Consider the following 17,697-nt stretch of genomic DNA (forward strand, 5'->3'; position numbering starts at 1 on the left):
GTTTAATATTCTAGTAGAGAGCCATTAAAATAACTGAAATATTACGGAATAAGAGAAGAGAAATAAAAGGTAACTTTGCTGCATAATAATATGTGGTTAAAAAACATTACACTCCTCAATTTTAAGAACTATGCCGATGCCAGTCTCAGTTTTTCAAAAACTGTGAACGCATTTGTGGGTAATAATGGTGCTGGCAAAACAAATTTGTTGGATGCCATACATTACCTCTGTTTATGTAAAGGGTACTTTAATCCAATAGACAGTCAGCAAATTAAGACTTCCGAAGATCTGTTTATGATCCAGGGGGATTTTGAGCGCGAGCAAAAAAATGAGAAGATTACTTGTGGTGTAAAAAGAAACCAGAAGAAACAATTTAAACGGAATAAGAAAGAGTACGATAAGCTGGCCAGTCATATTGGGTTGTTTCCCCTGGTCATGATCTCTCCTTATGATACTAATATCATTATGGATGGGAGTGAGGAGCGTCGTCGTTTTATGGATAATGTAATTTCGCAAACAGATGCACATTATCTGGATGAACTCATTTTATACAACAGGCACCTCTTAAATAGAAATGCGTTGTTGAAGCAGATTGCGGTAACCAGAAGCTATGACCCTACTTTACTGGAGATTTACAATGAGCAGCTCGTACAGTCCGGAAATAAAATCTTCGCCAAACGCGAGCAGTTTATGAAGGATTTTATTCCCCTGTTTGATAAGTATTATCAGTTTTTAACGGATGATAAAGAAGAAGTAAGTCTGTTTTACCAGTCGCAATTAAGCGAGACACCTTTTCTCAAACTGCTGGGGCAATCTATTGAAAAAGATAAGATTTTAGAAAGAACGACTACTGGAATTCATAAGGATGAACTGATCTTTACGATCACCGGAATGCCTTTGAAGAAGTTCGGTTCGCAAGGGCAACAGAAATCTTTTTTAATTGCGTTAAAGTTGGCTCAATATGCTTATCTTCAGAAGTTTAAAGGATTCAAGCCTTTGTTGCTGTTAGATGATATTTTTGATAAACTGGACGATAACAGGATGCATAAATTGATGGAAATGGTATCCCATCAGGATTTCGGACAGATTTTTATTACCGACACAGGAAGAGAGCGGGTGATGGCCGTGTTTAATAAAATAGATGTAGCAGTCACTTTATTTGAAGTAAATAACGGAGCAGTAAATCATGCGTAAACCTAATGACATCACCTTAAAAGAAGGTATCGGAAAAATGCTCAATGTATATAAGCTCAAAGGTAAGTTCGATGAGACCACGATCATTGCGCTTTGGCCGGAGCTGATGGGCGTGGCTATCGGGAACCGCACGACACAGATTTACATCAGCCAAAAGAAACTGTTTGTGAGGATAGAATCTTCGGTAATTAAGAATGAGTTGATGATGGTCAGAACCGGGATCATTGAAAAATTAAATGAGCGGGCCGGTTCTGAAGTGATCACAGAAATCGTATTTCTTTAGGATTTAGCTTCGGCCACCAAAAATCCGGCTAATCAGCCAGATGAGCAGAGCCAATACCAATACGACAACAATAACTCCGGTCCAAACGCCGGCTTTGAATATACCTTGAACGAGTTCACAACTTGCAAGGCTGGTCGATAATAACGCAATAATTGCCAGGGGGAAATATCTTTTTGTCATCATAAGTTTTTGCTTTATAGACTAACAAACAAATTCCCCGATGGTTTTTATGGCCTTATTTACCGTTTACCTTTAAGAGTTCTACCTCGAAAATCAGCGTGCTGTATGGTGGAATATCCTGTCCGGCACCACGCTCGCCATAAGCCAGTTGGTAAGGGATAAAGAATTTATATTTCGAACCCGCAGGCATCAGCTGCATTCCTTCTGTCCATCCGGCAATTACCCTGTTTAAAGGAAGGGAAAGTGGCTCATTCCGGTCGTAGGAGCTGTCAAACTGTTTACCGTTTAATAAAGTTCCTTTGTAATGTGCTAAAACTGTATCGGTAACCTTAGGTTTGATTCCGTCTCCGGCTTTAACGACGATGTATTGCAATCCGCTTGGGGTTACCTGCACGCCAGGTTGTTTCTTATTGTTTTCCAGAAAGTTTTTTCCCTCGGCAATATTGGCCGCAAATTTTTTCTTGCTCAGTCCGTTAAACAAGTTGCTGATCGGCAATTGTGATTGCTCTTTACTGATGAGCAAAGTCTTTCCTTCAAAAGCATCTTTCAGTCCTTTAACCAAAAGGTCATAATTTAAAGCACCGAGTCCATCATTTTTCATGCTGCTGGCCATGTTTGCTCCGAAGGCATAACTGGCAGAGTCAAGGCTGTTGCTAAAGGTGACCTTTGTCGTGGCTTTTTGTGTGCTTGTCTTTTTTGTGGCAGTTGCCTTCTTTCCTTTTGTTTGTGCAAGCGTAATGAGCGTACAAAATGGAAGTAATAAGGTGATAAAAATTCTTTTCATCAGTTTCAATGGTTTTAATTTGGTTGGAAAGGTACAAAGTATCCTTAAAAAAATAAGCACCTTGTTGGGGTGCTTATTTTTTAACGGTAGCCGTTAATGTTTGTATGTTGACTGAATACTAGAAACGCTCAGCAGCAGTAAAGAAGAAATCTCCTTCAATCTGTGCATTTTCGTCAGAATCAGAACCGTGAACCGCATTTGCATCAATAGATTTTGCATATTTAGCACGGATAGTACCTTCCGCTGCATCTGCAGGGTTAGTTGCACCGATTAATTTTCTGAAGTCTTCGATTGCATTGTCTTTTTCTAAGATCGCAGCAACGATAGGTCCTGAAGACATAAAGCTTACTAAATCAGCATAGAAAGGACGTTCTTTGTGAACTGCATAGAACTGACCAGCAGTTTCGTCAGTTAGTTTAGTATATTTTAATGCAATGATTTTAAAACCTGCTGCAGTAATGTCATTGATTATTGCGCCGATATGTCCGTTTGCAACAGCATCCGGCTTAATCATGGTAAATGTTCTGTTTGTACTCATCTTAATTTCAATTTTTTTGCAAAATTACATTTTATACTGCTAATATTAAAGCTTCAAATATAATACGCTCCATTTATCATTTAATCATTAGCTTTGCAACGAAAAATATGCTATCTGTTTCTGAAATAAAATCATTGCTGGCTACGCCGCAGAAAATTGTAATTACCACCCATCATAAACCTGATGGTGATGCGATGGGTTCATCTCTGGGCTTATATGCTTATCTGATCCAAAAGGGGCACCATGTAAAGGTGATTACACCTACGGACTATCCCTACTTTTTACATTGGCTTCCCAATAACTCAGATGTAATTATTTACACAGAGCAACAGGAGCTATCTGCTAAATTAGTGGAAGAGGCCTCTATGATCTTTTGCCTGGATTTCAACAGTCTGAGCAGAATCAATGAACTTGGAGAATTGGTAAGGGCATCTGATGCCTATAAGATTATGATCGACCATCACCTGGATCCTGAAGATTTTGATGACTATCGTCATTGGAGTATCAGTGCCTGCGCAGCAGCTCAGCTGGTTTATGATTTTATCGTAAATGAACTGAAAGAAGGGGAATTCATGAATAAGGATATTGCGACCTGTTTATATACAGGGATCATGACCGATTCCGGATCTTTCCGTTTTCCTTCTGCAGATTCGACCGTTTATCGGATTGCAGCAGACCTGATCGACTGTGGTGCCGAACATTGGAGGATTCATCAACTGGTGTACGATAATGCAACTGAAAACCGTTTGCGTTTCCTTGGACATTGTTTGAGCAATAAGCTGGAAATTCTTCGGGATCTCCGCACAGCGATCATTACCGTGACTAAAGAGGAGTTGAAAGCATTCAATATTCAAACAGGTGATACGGAAGGAATTGTAAATTATGCACTGTCTGTAAACGGAATAAAACTAGCTGCATTTATTATTGAAAGAACTGATAAAGTTAAATTATCTTTGCGCTCCACCGGGGATTTTCCTGCCAATGAAATTTGCAAGAAATATTTTAACGGAGGAGGCCATAGGAATGCTGCAGGTGGGTATTCTGACCATAATCTGGAAGATACTGTACTGGAATTTAAGGCGTTATTAAGTGATTATAAAACGCAGTTGTTACAGTAAAATACCTCGGCTTTTTTAGTAGCAAGCAAAGATGAATTAAAAAACGGCGAAGCCCTCTTGAGTACCGCTGAAAGAAAAATAAACATAAAACGAAAAAAAATAATTTAAAAACCACATGAAGAAAGGTATAGTAATTCTTTTCGCAGCCACACTTGGATTAGCTGCTTGTAACCAATACAAAAAAGGCCCGGGAGGCTTGATGTACACCATCCACAAAGATGGCGGTAAAGATAAAATCAAAGAAGGTGATATCGTTAAATTGAACTTTATCCAGAAAACTGAAAAAGATTCAGTAACTGTAAATACTTGGGATATGGATGCACCACAGGTGTTCCCTGTTCAGAAAAAAGTATATGCAGGTGATATGAACGACGTGTTGACTTTATTTGGAGAAGGCGATAGTGCAACATTCAAATTAGATTTAGATACAGTTGCTAAATATTCAGGACAACCAAAACCAGCAAATACAAAAGATAAATACCTTGTATTTACAATTAAAGTAGAAAAAGTATTGCAAAAAGGTAAAGGTGAGGCTGACTCTACTTTCCAGAAAAAAGCAAGAGATTTCTTTGAAAAAGACTACAAAGCAAACATCGAAAGATTGAAAGGTGCTGAAGCAGGAAAAATCAAAAAATACATCGCTGATAACAACCTTAAAACTGTGACCACTGCATCAGGATTACAATATGTGATCAGCAAACCAGGTAACGCAGAAAAACCTGTTTTAGGTGATACCATGATGGTAAACTATACTGGTAAATTAACGACTAAAAAATCTAACGGTAAAGACAATGTGTTTGATACCAGTGATGAGAAAATCGCTAAGGAATCAGGTAAACACAATCCTATGGCTACCTACGGTCCTCGTCCGATCACTTTAGGTCGTGCAATCCCAGGATTTGATGAAGGCTTAAAATTAATCGGTAAAGGTGGAAAAATGACGTTGATCATTCCTTCAAACCTTGCTTATGGTGAAGGTGGTATGCAACAAGGCGGTATCAGTCCTTTCTCTCCATTGGTATTTGAAGTTGAATTATCTGACATCAAAAAACCTAAAGCTGCTCCGGCAGGCGTAGCAGGTGCTACTATTGCACCAGTAACTGCGGCTCCGGCAACTGCACCAGCTGCAGCGGGACATGAAGGTCACAAACACTAATAAAGTAAAAAGGAACATCATGGTCTGAAAGCATGACCGGGTGTTGCTCATAAAATAGAAGCCCTGTCCGGATATTCCGGACAGGGTTTTTTTATTAACTTTGTCCATGCTTTTTACGGATACCCATACCCACCTATATTACGAAACAGACCCTGAAAAACTGGACTTATTGATACAACGTTGCCTTGATAACAAAGTAGAACGTTTGTTCTTACCTAATGTTGATATTGCTTCGATCGCTAAGATTGATGACATGGTTAAACGATACCCTGGTCATTGTTTTGCAATGGCAGGACTACATCCCTGCGATGTAAAAGAAGATTATGAGCTGGTACTGGACCAGATTTGCGAAAGTATTGTAGACCGGGAAATCTATGCCATTGGCGAAATTGGAATTGACCTTCATTGGGATAAAACAACCTTAGAAATTCAACAGATAGCCTTTTCTGAGCAAATTAAATGGGCAAAAGACCTTAATCTACCCATCGTTATCCATTGTCGTGAGGCCTTTGACGAGATCTTTGAGATTCTGGAAAAAGAGAAAGACGATAAATTAAGAGGGATTTTGCACTGCTTTACCGGTAATCTGGAACAAGCCAGAAAAGCCATAGACCTGGGATTTTATTTAGGAATTGGTGGCGTGGTGACTTATAAAAAAGCAGGTCTTGATGAAGTATTGAAAGATATTCCATTGGCAAACCTGGTTTTAGAGACGGATTCTCCTTACCTGGCTCCGGTTCCCTTCCGCGGGAAACCAAATGAAAGCAGTTATCTTGTTCATATTGCCGAGAAATTAGCAGATATTTACCAGACCAATATAGAGGAAATCGCTGAAGTAACCACAGCAAATTCCAGGAGCATCTTTAACATTTAATCAATGACCAAAATACTGATCATCTACACCGGTGGAACCATAGGGATGGTAAATGACCCTAAAACCGGTGTCCTTATTCCTTTTAACTTCGAGCAAATTCAACAAAATGTACCTGAACTGGCCAGGTTAAATTACGACCTTTCGGTGTATTCTTTTGATCCCATTCTTGATTCCTCTAATATGGATCCCCTGATTTGGGAGCAATTAGCGAAGCTGATTCAGGATAAATATGAAGAGTTTGATGGATTTGTAGTGCTGCATGGTTCAGATACCATGTCCTTTACCGCGTCTGCATTGAGCTTTATGTTGGAAAATCTCTCTAAACCAGTCATCCTTACCGGGTCTCAATTGCCAATAGGTGAGATTAGAACAGATGCAAAAGAGAACCTGATCACGGCACTGGAAATAGCGGCCATGAAAAAACAAGGAAAGGCAATGGTTCCGGAAGTATGTATTTATTTTGATTACCAGTTGTTTCGAGGCAACAGGTCTATTAAGTACAATTCTGAGAAATTTGAGGCCTTCCGTTCGCCAAATTATCCGATTCTTGCAGAAGCAGGGGTACACCTGTCTTTCTTTAAGAATTACATTGCAAAACAACCTACTGAAGCACTTAAGGTACATACCAGCTTCAATTCAAATATCGGCGTATTAAAACTTTATCCCGGAATTTCAGCCCAGGCTGTTCATGCGATTACCAAATCAGGTGTAGATGCCATCGTGCTGGAAACATTTGGTTCCGGAAATACGACGACTGCCGAATGGTTCATTTCCAGTTTACAGGATGCTGTTAATAGCGGTAAGCTGATCATCGACATTACCCAATGCAAAAGAGGTTCTGTAGAGTTGGGTAAGTATGAAACGAGTAAAAAACTTCAGCAAATGGGGGTCATTAGTGGCTATGATACGACTTTTGAAGCCACTATCACTAAATTAATGTACCTGATGGGGCAGGGCTTATCAAATGAAGAAGTTGCAGTTTTAATGGAACAATCTTTAAGAGGAGAGCTGACGGCCAGCTAATATGGAAATAGATAAGGATCTACTGGTTGAAATTCCTGCCGGGGAGATTGTATTGCGGGACGATAGGATCAAAAAAGAATGGTCGGTGAAAATCGATCCTTTTCTGATTGCCAGATATCCGGTAACTCAGGATCTTTATTTTTCCATTACAAAAGAATCTCCATCTTTCTTTAAGGGAGATAAAAAACCTGTGGAACAAGTAACCTGGAAAGATGCCATTACTTTCTGTAACCTGCTTTCCCGGAAATCCGGACTCAATGAATGTTACCTCATCGGTGATGATATTCTCTTTGATGTAAAGGCAAATGGTTATCGGCTTCCATTAGAGGCCGAATGGGAGTATGCCTGTAAAGCAGGAACCCAGGAAGCCAGATATGGTAATCTTGATGAAATTGCCTGGTATAAGGGGAATTCTCAAGGTAGCACCCATGAAGTTGGTACAAAAGTTCCAAATGCCTGGGGCTTATATGATATGCTGGGGGATGTTTGGGAATGGTGCTCGGATATCTATGACGAAGAGGTTTACGGTTCTTACCGCATCTTTCGCGGAGGAGGCTGGTGTGATGAGGCGAGAGGATGTTTGACAACCAACCGCAGACGTAGTCATCCAACCTCGTTCAAAATTGATGACCTTGGATTTCGGCTCGCCAGGTCTTTATAAGGTATCGCTTTCTGTATAGTTGTGTCATTAATAAGGGAATATTTTCGATACTTCAATTATAACCTTAATTTTGTATTTCAATAGCATATAGACAGGAATGAAGATAGAACAGATATACACAGGTTGTTTAGCAGAAGCGGCTTATTACATAGAGAGTAACGGCGAAGCGGCAATCATTGATCCTTTGCGTGAGGTTGAACCTTACCTGAAACGTGCGCAAAAAGACAATGCAACGATAAAGTATATTTTTGAAACTCATTTCCATGCAGATTTTGTGTCCGGACATGTGGATCTTGCCGAAAAATCAGGAGCTGAGATTGTCTACGGACCGACTGCTCAGACAACCTTCAAGTCGCTGATTGCAAAAGACGGAGAACAATTTAAGATCGGAGCACTGACCATTACGACTTTGCATACACCAGGCCATACGCCGGAATCTACGACCTATCTGTTGACGGATGAGGATGGTAAAGCACATTGTATTTTTACAGGTGATACCCTGTTTATCGGAGATGTTGGGCGTCCTGATCTGGCTCAAAAAGGAGAGTTGACCATGGAAGATATGGCGGCCACTTTATATGACTCCTTACAAAATAAGATTCTGACCCTTCCGGATGATATCCTGGTTTATCCTGCTCATGGAGCGGGTTCTGCCTGTGGTAAAAATATGAGCAAAGAGACTTTCGATACATTGGGACACCAGAAAGAAGTGAATTACGCATTGAAAGCGGCGACAAAAGAACAGTTTATAAAAGAAGTAACAGAGGGTATTTTACCTCCACCACAATATTTTGCCAAAAATGCGGCCATGAATAAACATGGCTATGAAAGTTTTGACGAAGTTTATGAAAAAGGCCTGACGCCCTTATCACCTGATGAGTTTGAAGCCATGGCCAACCTCAGCGGAGCCGTGATTCTGGATACCAGAGATCCACAGGTTTTTGCTAAAGGTTTTATCCCTTCTTCGGTAAATATCGGACTTAACGGACAGTTTGCCCCTTGGGTGGGCGCGTTGATCACCGATTTAAAACAACCGTTATTATTGGTTTGTGAAGCCGGAAAAGAAGAAGAAGCCATTACACGTCTGGCTAGGGTAGGGTACGACAATACCATCGGTTTCTTATCTGATGGAATTGTATTGTGGCAATCCGCAGGTAAAGACCTGGATACGATCAGCTCTATTTCTGCATCAGAATTTGAGAATGTGTTGAATAACAATGAAAATATTCATGCGCTGGATGTTAGGAAACCAGGTGAATATGAAGCTGAACACCTGGAACAAACCTTAACACGTCCGTTGGATTATATCAACGACTGGACCAATGAGATTGACCATAAGGAGACTTACTACATTCATTGTGCAGGTGGCTACCGATCGATGATTGCTGCTTCAATTCTTAAAGCCCGTGGAGTAGAAAATGTGATTGATGTTGCAGGTGGTTATGGAGCGATTAAATCTACCGGTTTAAAACGCACAGACTTTGCCTGTCCTTCAAAAGCAATGAAGGCTTAACTATAGATAAAAACATAAGAAAATTAATGAGCGACTACGATGTACTGATTATCGGTGCCGGCCCTATAGGTATGGCTTGCGCTATTGAAGCGAAAAAGGCCGGGCTGAGTTATGTCATCGTGGAAAAAGGTGCCCTGGTTAACAGTTTGTATAACTATCCGGTTTTTATGACCTTCTTCTCAACTTCCCAGCGTCTGGAAATCGGTGATGTTCCTTTTGTGAGCATCAACCCTAAACCTAACCGGAATGAAGCAGTGGAGTATTACAGGAGAGTAGCTGAAAAGTTTTCTTTAAATATCCATTTGTTTGAAAGGGTAGACAAAGTAAGGAAAGAGGTAGATGGACTGTTTGAAGTCGGAACTTCTAAAACAACTTATAAAGCGAAGCAGGTGATCATTGCTACCGGGTTCTATGATATCCCCTTGCTGATGAACATTCCGGGTGAAACCTTGCCTAAGGTTACGCACTATTATAAAGATCCACATTTGTATGCTTTTCAGAATGTCGTGGTGATCGGGGCAAACAATTCTGCCATAGATGCGGCATTGGAAACTTACCGGAAGGGTGCAAAAGTAACCCTGGTGATCCGTCGCGGAGAGATCGGTTCTTACGTGAAATATTGGGTAAGGCCTGACATCGAAAACAGGATTAAAGAAAGAGAGATTACCGCTCATTTTAATTCAGAAGTCCTGTCTATTACACCAGATCAGGTGAGGATTAAGACGCCGGAAGGAGAGCAGGTGATTGAGAATGATTTTGTAATCGCCATGACTGGTTATCAGCCTGATTTTGGAATGCTGGCAAAATTGGGAGTAGAGATGGGGGATGGTAGTCAGCCTTTCTATGATCCGGAAACGATGGAAAGCAATCTGCCAGGCTTATACCTGGCAGGAGTGGTCTGTGGCGGGATGGATACCCATAAATGGTTTATAGAAAACAGTAGGGTGCATGCGGAGCAAATCTTTGCCCATATTGCTGCTCAGTTCTAGTTAATCTTTAATACGGTGTGTGTGAAGCTATCTATAGCCTTCTCTACCGCCGGAATGTCTTTGGAAGTAATGTGAGAACCCAATACATGGCTTGCACCGTTAGGGATCGCTGTTTTAACTTTTAGATCTTTTGGCGTACCAAGCTCATCAAACATGCTCAGTTCTGCAGAAACTTTCACGGTATGGTCCTGTTCCTGTTCGTTTTTATAATAATAAAGCAGGAGAACAGGTTGTTTTACTTTTTCAAAAGTCTGTTTGTTCATACTGGTTTCTACCAGTTCCTGAAGTTGCACCGTAGATTCCAGACGGTAACGGGTGTACCAGTATTTTTCATAAGTGGAAGACTCTCCTTCGATCACCCTTTCTTTACCCCCAAGGGCTAAGCGGGCGATTTGTAATCCCCATGGCGCATTCAGCATGAAGGCCATTTTATCATTGATCTCAATGTTTGGAGAAATGAGAATCAGGCTGTTGATCTGATCAGGATAGGTTGCGGCCAGCTTTAAAGCCAGTGTTCCTCCGGTAGAAGTGCCGACAAGAATAATTTTCTTTCCCAGTTTCTTTCCGATTTCCATGGCTTGTTTGGCGCTTTCCCAAAGACGGTCGGCGGTGAAATATTCCATAGCAGCAGTGGTATCTACACCATGATCTGCAAGACGGGCCAGGTATAAGTTGGCTTTGATCTCTTTTGCCAAATGAAGGTGGACAGGATTTCCCTCTTCTTTGGAGGCCGAATAACCGTGTAAATAGACTACGGCATACTCCGATTGGTTTTTTAAAGCGGAGTCCGCCCAAATAATTTCAGCCTCGTTACCAGGTTTTACTTTATGCTGGGATTCGATCTTTTTTACATAATCTTCCAACTGATTGAGGTCTGGAACAGGGGGGATCTCTGTGTTATATTCAGGATGCTTAGGCTTGGGGCCCATGAAATATACCACGGTAGCCACCAAAATAACGGCGATAAGTACTTTAAATGTTATTTTCACTTTAAACTTTTTACTAAAAGTACGCTTTTAAAGATATTTAATTTATGTTTGCACACATATTTTTTTACCTGAATGCCAGGAATAAATCAGATAAAACTCCCCATAGCCGCCGACATAGCTGCCTTTGAAGAAAAATTCAAGGCCTCGATGCATAGTGATGCACCATTGCTCGATAGGATTACCCATTATATTGTTAAAAGAAAGGGTAAACAGATTCGTCCGATGTTCGTCTTCTTTGCTGCAAAACTTTGTGGCGGAATCATTGAATCTACACATAGAGGTGCTGCATTAGTAGAGCTTTTACATACCGCAACGCTTGTTCATGACGATGTAGTCGATAATGCCTATGAAAGAAGAGGTTTCTTTTCTATCAATGCTTTATGGAAAAATAAGATCGCTGTTCTGGTAGGTGACTATTTATTGGCGAAGGGCTTATTGCTTTCCGTAAATAATGGAGAATTCCGATTGCTGCAAATCGTTTCTGAAGCGGTGAAGCAGATGAGTGAGGGGGAATTGTTGCAGATTGAGAAAGTAAGGAAAATGGACATCAGCGAAGAACTTTATTTCGATGTGATCCGTCAGAAGACCGCTTCCTTAATTGCCTCCTGTTGTGCCTGTGGTGCTGCCTCAGCCGGTGCGGATGAAGAGACAATAGAAAAAATGAGGTTGTTCGGTGAAAAGGTAGGCATCGCCTTCCAGATCAAAGACGATACTTTCGATTTTGGTACCGATGATGTTGGGAAACCTTTAGGAATAGACATTAAAGAAAAGAAAGTAACCCTTCCTTTGATTTATGCCCTAAACAGATCAGAAAAAGCAGAAAAAAAGAGAATTATCAATCTCGTGAAAAACCATCAGGATGAGCCTGCAAAAATACAGGAGATCATTGATTTTGTGAATGCCAAAGAAGGAGTTCGCTATGCCAATGAGAAAATGGTGCAGTACCAGCAGGAAGCTTTCGAGATCCTTCACAGCTTTGAACCTGGGGAGGCAAGAACAGGCCTGGAGCAATTGGTTCGCTATACGACAGAACGTAAGAAATAGTCTTTCGCAATAGATTTGTTGCAGAACAAAAAAGAAAGAACGTAGGACATCGCGGTCAAAATTCTTATTTTCATCAAAAAAACATCTTTATGAAAGCTTTCTTTAGTTTGCTCATTTGTGGTATGGCCCTTTCCGCGCAGTCGCAAGATAATTTTACTCCCGTTTTTGAGAAAATCAGCAAAGAGGTACAGGCCAATTCCAATGCTTATGGAAACTTAAAGTTTGCCACAGAAAATATCGGACATCGTCTGACAGGTTCCGCCAACGGTGCCAAAGCCGAAGAATATGCTTTCCATCTTTTGAAATCCTATGGTTATGACGTAAAATACCAGCCCTTTGAAGTAGAAAGCTGGAGTCGTCTGACCAATGAAACTAAAATAGGGGATGCTGAAAATGAATTGAAAAAGATCAGTTCCGTGACCTTAGCCCATTCGCCGGTTAAAGCAACTGTTATTGGCGAAATGGTAGACCTTGGAAATGGACTGGAAGAGGATTATCAGAAAGATGGAGGTCAGGTAAAAGGGAAAATTGCATTGGTTTACCTGGGTGTTTTACCAGGCTCTCCGGCAAATACACCCTCATTACACCGTTCTGAAAAAGCAGCCATAGCCACCAAATACGGTGCAAGCGGAATCATCATCATCAATGGTGTTAAAGGTGGCGTATTACTTACCGGTACGGCCTCTGTAACCGGAAAGCTGATCCCTATTCCGGCAGTTTGCATCGGATTGGAAAATGGAATGCGCCTGAAAGAAGCTTTAAAAACGAAAAAGCAATTCGCCAGTTTAAACATGACCAATTTTTCGGGAATGATCAAAGCCCGAAATGTGATAGCAACGATTAAAGGAAAAACACATCCGGAAGAAAAGATTGTGGTAGGTGGACATTTGGATAGCTGGGACCTGGCTACCGGTGCGATAGACAATGGAATAGGATCTTTTGCCATTATGGATATGGCACGTACTTTTAAAAAGTTGAACCTAAGCACAGACCGTACCTTGGAATTCATCCTGTTTATGGGCGAAGAACAAGGTTTGCTGGGTTCTAAAGCCTATGTGGATGCTGCAAAAAAGGAAAATACATTGAAACAGCTGCGGTTCATGTTGAATTATGATATGACCAATGATCCTAAAGGATTTTCTACCAGCAGAAAAGAAATGAAAACTTTGTTTACCGAATGGGGCGGGCAGATCAGTAAACTCGATACTGGTTTTAAGAATGTTTTTTATTCCGGTGCGGGATTGCATAGTGACCATCAGCCCTTCCTATTGCAAGGTGTGCCAACGGGTGGTGGTGCAGGAGGTAAATTACCTAATAATTCCGGCCCTTATTACCATTCTGATGGAGATGTGTTTAAACTGGTAGACGAACAAGGTTTGAAAAATACCGTAAGATACAGTGCCATGCTGGCTTATGCACTTGCCAATACGCCGACCATCCCTGTTGTTAAACAAACAGAGGAAGCCTTGAAAGTCTTCCTTCAGGATAATGAACTGGAAGTTCCGTTAAGGATTGCCGGCGAATGGCGATGGTAGGAGTGCCGCAGTAATTCTTTTAAGGTCTTCGCTTTTGCTGGCATTTACGTTAACAAGGTAAAAATCCTGATCTCCCCCGGCTGCGTTCCACCTCCATTGGAGCTGGTCAATGGTTTTCATTTTCCCATTGTCAAACCACCAGGAGGCATAGATTTTATCTTTCCCTTTTACCAGGGTGCCGGTATAAATTTCCGTTCCGTTGATCATTTCTTTTTTTATCAATTGAAACTCATAACCGCTTCCGGTCCAGCAGATCGTGGGATTGTGTTCCGGAGCATAGAAAGAAGTAGGCTTCATATAGATCAATGCTTCTTTATTCTCAAACTTTAATACGTTGTTTTGAAGAAGGGTTTTCTGATATCCTTTCAATGCGATGTGCTTGCTGTTGTTGTGTGCTGCAGGTACATTCTCAGCCGAATTGAAGGAGAGAAAAATGACAATGCCAAAAAAGGCAAAGTGTAGAACAGGATGTTTAAATAGGCGTTCTGTTGCTGCGGATGTGTTTTCTTTTTCCGGATATATTTTACCAAAGCGCCGTACAAAAGGACCACTGAATGCAATCAAAGGTAAAATGACGTAAAAGATCAGGGTACACATCCCAACGAGGTCATGCATTGCTGTTCCAGGCATGATCTTGAAAATGACAATCATCATGATCCTGAAAAAGTTGGAAACAATGTTGAGCAGGAATGTCAGGATCAGCATCGCCAGCAGGCTATAAAAAGAAAGAGATTTTTCGTTCTTCTTCTGATGATAGCTAAGGATAAAGAGACAGATCAGCAAAGAGATACTGAGCATATTTAATCCGGCACAGGCCTGATCAATATAAAAATCGTAACCATCAATGGTAATGATGTTTCCCGCTGCCCTGGCAGGTATCCCCGCCAGGGTTATGGTTTCAGCGACGTTGTTACTTAGCCATAACCGAAGCGGGAAACTGAGCGTGTCGCTAAAGAATTTAAAAAGTGGGGACAACAGAACCAGGACGAAGAAAAAGTTCAGGCTGATCTTCCCCATGAAGTTTTCAAATAGCAACAATATGGTAAATACCAAGGTAAAGAACAGGGTGGATTTTGCCGGGATAAAAATGGCAAGCAAAGTAAAAAGCAAAGCAGGGATCAGAAAGCGCAAAGACCGGCTTCCGCTTTCTATACGGCATACATAGGGAATAATGGCCATTCCGATGTATAAAGTGATGTCCCGGATCAGGTATACCGAAAGCAACCTAAAGGAGATCAATGCATAGCAAAAACACAAGATGACTGGCAAAAGAACCGTCAGCGGCTTTCTTAATCCTGCTATTTCCATAATTGGCTAAATCTGTTAAAATGTCCCGACTGGTAACTGAAATAAATGATGACGGTTGCGCACAGCATGATGAGCATCCATTCATGTGGTTCGGGAGCGGCACCGGAAGATTGAATAGATGCATTTTTTAGGCTGTCCTTGCTCTCTTCTATCCCAAAGCGATCATAGTCCTTCTGACTTTCTAAAATGATCATACTGGACACGGGTGAAACAATAAAGGCCTGGTCTGCTGCGGTGATCAGATCTTCCTGAACGTAATCTTTCTCAAAATAAGTGGGCCCTACTTTTTTAAGAATATCATTGTAGGCAAACAAACGAAGTAAATGATCAGGGGCATTTGTATTTACGCTGCCTTTTATCTTTTCTACTTTCATTTCTGCATTGGGAATCATCAGGGAGTTTTCCTCCACATGGAAGGTTTTAAATTGATTTGTCCGCAGCTGGGCAAGGAGCTCGTCCAGATCCCCTTCATTATAGCTGAAGAGGCCAAACTCCTTTAATGTTTTCAGGTAAGGACTACTTTGTCCGCCCAATTGATATAAATGAAATGGTTTGGCCCTGGCAAAAAACGTACTTGTCTTTTTTTGGAATTTACTGTTTTCCAGGTCTCTGAGGTTGGGTTCATTTCCACTGCTTTTACTAATGACCAGGGCGTTTTCCGGATCCGGGATTTCATAGAATGGGAACAGACTAAAGTTCAGGTCGCTAAAGTCGCGGTAAACTGAACTTAAATTCTCTGCAGTTACTTTGATCAGTTTCTCCTTAACAACATATACGTTTTGCTGACTGATCTGTGGCCATAGGGTTCTTAGCTCCTGTTCAGACCAGGAACGATTGAGGTCCAGGTAAATGGCTGTTGGTTTGAATGCCGCAGGGATAGCCTTGGCTTCTTTCAGTTGATAGCTGTTACCTCCAAATGAAAAGAGCTGGGGAGACAATTCGGTTTTGCCGAGACTCAATGTCCATTTGTCTTTGTACTGGCGATCTGCCGTATATTTTCCATTTTTCTGAAGCTTGATGTCGGTTTCAAGTTGTTTTGGAGGGTTGGAGAAATCCAGTTGAATGCTTTCTTCTGCACTTTTCGCGGTAGGACCATCAAACCAGATGTTTTCATAAATGAGCTGATTGTTCTCTTTTTTCAAAGGACTCGTGATGCCGATCTTAAATTTCCTGTTTTCTTCGTTGGTACATGGAAAAACACGAACACTTACTGTATTGCCTTCCTGCCAGTGAACTACAGAAGGATCGCGGGATTCGACTCCGACAATTGTTTTGTAAGCAGAGTCCGCTTTCCCTTTTGTGGTGAGGCGTGCCTTTTCTTCAATACCATTGATCCATAAAGAAAGCGAGCTGACCACGGATCCTTCCGGAAGGTGAAAGGTATAGATGGCTTCCTGGTTCGTGACCCATCGTCTTTGGCTATTATTGTGAATGCTCAATGTTTTCTCTGTATAAGCCATCCGGTATTCCGGATACATTTTGATATTGGTAGTTACACTTTGTGTTTCCAGGTCATCGCCAGACCAAAGTCTTTCCTCAGCGAGGTGTCTGGAATCATAAATAGATTTGAGGATCTTAATCCGGTCTTCGTCACTGAGGTTCGGTTTGCCCGACCACAGACTGGCGAAGACAATCAGAGGATCATGCTTTTTAGGCTCTGCAAAAGAAGACTTTACATCTCCCCAAAACCAATTTGTGTCTTCATCCGGAGTGGTGTATACCAGATCAGCCTTCATGTATTTTTCCGTAATCAGTGATTTTGGAAGTTGAGCTGCAATGACTGCCCATTCAGGAAGCGGACTTTCATTTAGTGAATTGTGATTTTGAGATAGACTGACACTTTTATTCAATTGGCTCCATTCAAAGGTAAACCAGGCTATGATGAATACCGGAATCAGAAAACCGGCTGCGATGGTGTATTTAAGCGCAGGAATTCTTTTAACGGATATCACCAGAAATGCAAGGGTAACGATGGAAAGAAAGAGCGGGATATAAGAGTGAATAGATAAACCCAGGAATATGGCTGCTAAAGCACTAAGGGCATAGTATGGAATTAGATAGATGGCATAGTAGATGAACAGAAAGGTTGATGCAGCCAGTATGAACGTGAGCAGGTGTTTAACCACCAGGCCGAAGGCCTCTTGTATGGTACTCAATACCAGGGCTACGCATGCGATACAAATGTATACGGAGAGCCAGGTGCTGGAACTGTTAAAAATGTTCATGAATCTGTTCAGAGAGAAGGCACTGATGAACCAGAGGACAAGTACAAGAGCGGTGTATTCTATTTTGACCTGACTCGCTTTTCTTTTGTACAAGAAAATGGTTTTGTATAAAAGCAGTAAGGTAAAGATGGCCGAGAACCCGTAACAAAGGATAAATAGCAAAAATGCGGCGTCTTCTTTGGAAGAACTGGAAATCACAAATACTGTTGTCGAAATAAGAATAGAGACAATTCCGCTCAGGCGGAATTTGTCTTCTAAAAGGATGGATCTTAATCGTTTCATT

At 41.3% G+C, this 17,697-nt stretch carries 17 protein-coding genes; 11 read left to right on the forward strand and 6 right to left on the reverse strand.

The genetic code is table 11. From position 1 onward, the window contains the following. Positions 1-90 precede the first annotated feature (90 nt). Together recF and BLQ87_RS27010 are read left to right on the forward strand one after the other, a co-directional pair. Positions 91-1,194, forward strand: a complete 1,104-nt coding sequence (recF, locus tag BLQ87_RS27005; protein ID WP_074612048.1) for a DNA replication/repair protein RecF — start codon at positions 91-93, stop codon at positions 1,192-1,194. After that, positions 1,187-1,477, forward strand: a complete 291-nt coding sequence (locus tag BLQ87_RS27010) for a DciA family protein (protein WP_074612049.1) — start codon at positions 1,187-1,189, stop codon at positions 1,475-1,477. The genes recF and BLQ87_RS27010 overlap by 8 nt, the downstream gene beginning before the upstream one ends. 3 nt (positions 1,478-1,480) lie before the next feature. Here BLQ87_RS27010 and BLQ87_RS27015 read toward each other — a convergent pair whose 3' ends face one another. The 3 genes from BLQ87_RS27015 to BLQ87_RS27025 form a co-directional block, all read right to left on the reverse strand. Beyond that, positions 1,481-1,660, reverse strand: coding sequence for a hypothetical protein (locus BLQ87_RS27015; RefSeq protein WP_074612050.1), 180 nt, complete (start codon positions 1,658-1,660; stop codon positions 1,481-1,483). Between the two features lie 52 nt (positions 1,661-1,712). Further along, the gene (locus tag BLQ87_RS27020) at positions 1,713-2,441 is read right to left on the reverse strand and encodes a BamJ family beta-barrel-assembly machinery protein (RefSeq protein ID WP_074612051.1); all 729 of its coding nucleotides are present in this window, start codon (positions 2,439-2,441) and stop codon (positions 1,713-1,715) included. Between the two features lie 118 nt (positions 2,442-2,559). Next, complete coding sequence (locus BLQ87_RS27025; RefSeq protein WP_073232224.1) at positions 2,560-2,979, reverse strand: nucleoside-diphosphate kinase; 420 nt, start codon at positions 2,977-2,979, stop codon at positions 2,560-2,562. 107 nt (positions 2,980-3,086) lie between these two features. Between BLQ87_RS27025 and BLQ87_RS27030 the strand changes: the two genes are divergently transcribed. The 7 genes from BLQ87_RS27030 to BLQ87_RS27060 all read left to right on the forward strand — a co-directional run bounded on the left by BLQ87_RS27030 (position 3,087) and on the right by BLQ87_RS27060 (position 10,313). After that, positions 3,087-4,097, forward strand: coding sequence for a DHH family phosphoesterase (locus tag BLQ87_RS27030; protein ID WP_074612052.1), 1,011 nt, complete (start codon positions 3,087-3,089; stop codon positions 4,095-4,097). 115 nt (positions 4,098-4,212) lie between these two features. Next, on the forward strand, positions 4,213-5,253 hold the full coding sequence (locus BLQ87_RS27035) for an FKBP-type peptidyl-prolyl cis-trans isomerase (RefSeq protein WP_074612053.1): 1,041 nt from the start codon (positions 4,213-4,215) through the stop codon (positions 5,251-5,253). A gap of 106 nt (positions 5,254-5,359) precedes the next feature. Then, positions 5,360-6,127 carry a TatD family hydrolase gene (locus tag BLQ87_RS27040; protein ID WP_074612054.1) on the forward strand — a complete coding sequence of 256 codons (768 nt, stop codon included), beginning with the start codon at positions 5,360-5,362 and terminating at the stop codon, positions 6,125-6,127. 3 nt (positions 6,128-6,130) lie between these two features. Then, positions 6,131-7,150: an asparaginase gene (locus BLQ87_RS27045; protein ID WP_074612055.1), complete on the forward strand. Its 1,020-nt coding sequence runs from the start codon at positions 6,131-6,133 to the stop codon at positions 7,148-7,150. A gap of 1 nt (position 7,151) precedes the next feature. Then, positions 7,152-7,811: a formylglycine-generating enzyme family protein gene (locus BLQ87_RS27050; RefSeq protein WP_074612056.1), complete on the forward strand. Its 660-nt coding sequence runs from the start codon at positions 7,152-7,154 to the stop codon at positions 7,809-7,811. A gap of 97 nt (positions 7,812-7,908) precedes the next feature. Beyond that, the gene (locus BLQ87_RS27055; RefSeq protein WP_074612057.1) at positions 7,909-9,324 is read left to right on the forward strand and encodes an MBL fold metallo-hydrolase; all 1,416 of its coding nucleotides are present in this window, start codon (positions 7,909-7,911) and stop codon (positions 9,322-9,324) included. A 26-nt stretch (positions 9,325-9,350) separates the two neighbouring features. Further along, entirely contained in the window at positions 9,351-10,313 is a 963-nt protein-coding gene (locus BLQ87_RS27060; RefSeq protein WP_074612058.1) for a YpdA family putative bacillithiol disulfide reductase, read from the forward strand. Here the strand turns inward: BLQ87_RS27060 and BLQ87_RS27065 are convergent. Beyond that, positions 10,310-11,302 (reverse strand): alpha/beta hydrolase, encoded by a 993-nt coding sequence (locus tag BLQ87_RS27065; protein ID WP_074612059.1) that lies wholly within the window; start codon positions 11,300-11,302, stop codon positions 10,310-10,312. The genes BLQ87_RS27060 and BLQ87_RS27065 overlap by 4 nt on opposite strands. A gap of 72 nt (positions 11,303-11,374) precedes the next feature. Between BLQ87_RS27065 and BLQ87_RS27070 the strand changes: the two genes are divergently transcribed. Next, positions 11,375-12,346: a polyprenyl synthetase family protein gene (locus BLQ87_RS27070; protein ID WP_074612060.1), complete on the forward strand. Its 972-nt coding sequence runs from the start codon at positions 11,375-11,377 to the stop codon at positions 12,344-12,346. Positions 12,347-12,435: 89 nt separating this feature from the next. Then, positions 12,436-13,881: a M28 family peptidase gene (locus BLQ87_RS27075; protein ID WP_074612061.1), complete on the forward strand. Its 1,446-nt coding sequence runs from the start codon at positions 12,436-12,438 to the stop codon at positions 13,879-13,881. Here BLQ87_RS27075 and xrtN read toward each other — a convergent pair. Together xrtN and BLQ87_RS27085 are read right to left on the reverse strand one after the other, a co-directional pair. Further along, complete coding sequence (gene xrtN, locus BLQ87_RS27080; RefSeq protein ID WP_074612062.1) at positions 13,852-15,189, reverse strand: exosortase N; 1,338 nt, start codon at positions 15,187-15,189, stop codon at positions 13,852-13,854. The genes BLQ87_RS27075 and xrtN overlap by 30 nt on opposite strands. Further along, positions 15,180-17,696, reverse strand: a complete 2,517-nt coding sequence (locus tag BLQ87_RS27085) for an XrtN system VIT domain-containing protein (protein ID WP_074612063.1) — start codon at positions 17,694-17,696, stop codon at positions 15,180-15,182. The genes xrtN and BLQ87_RS27085 overlap by 10 nt, the downstream gene beginning before the upstream one ends. Position 17,697: the final 1 nt, after the last annotated feature.

The organism is Pedobacter steynii (genome assembly GCF_900103665.1).
GTDB classification, from domain to species: domain Bacteria; phylum Bacteroidota; class Bacteroidia; order Sphingobacteriales; family Sphingobacteriaceae; genus Pedobacter; species Pedobacter steynii.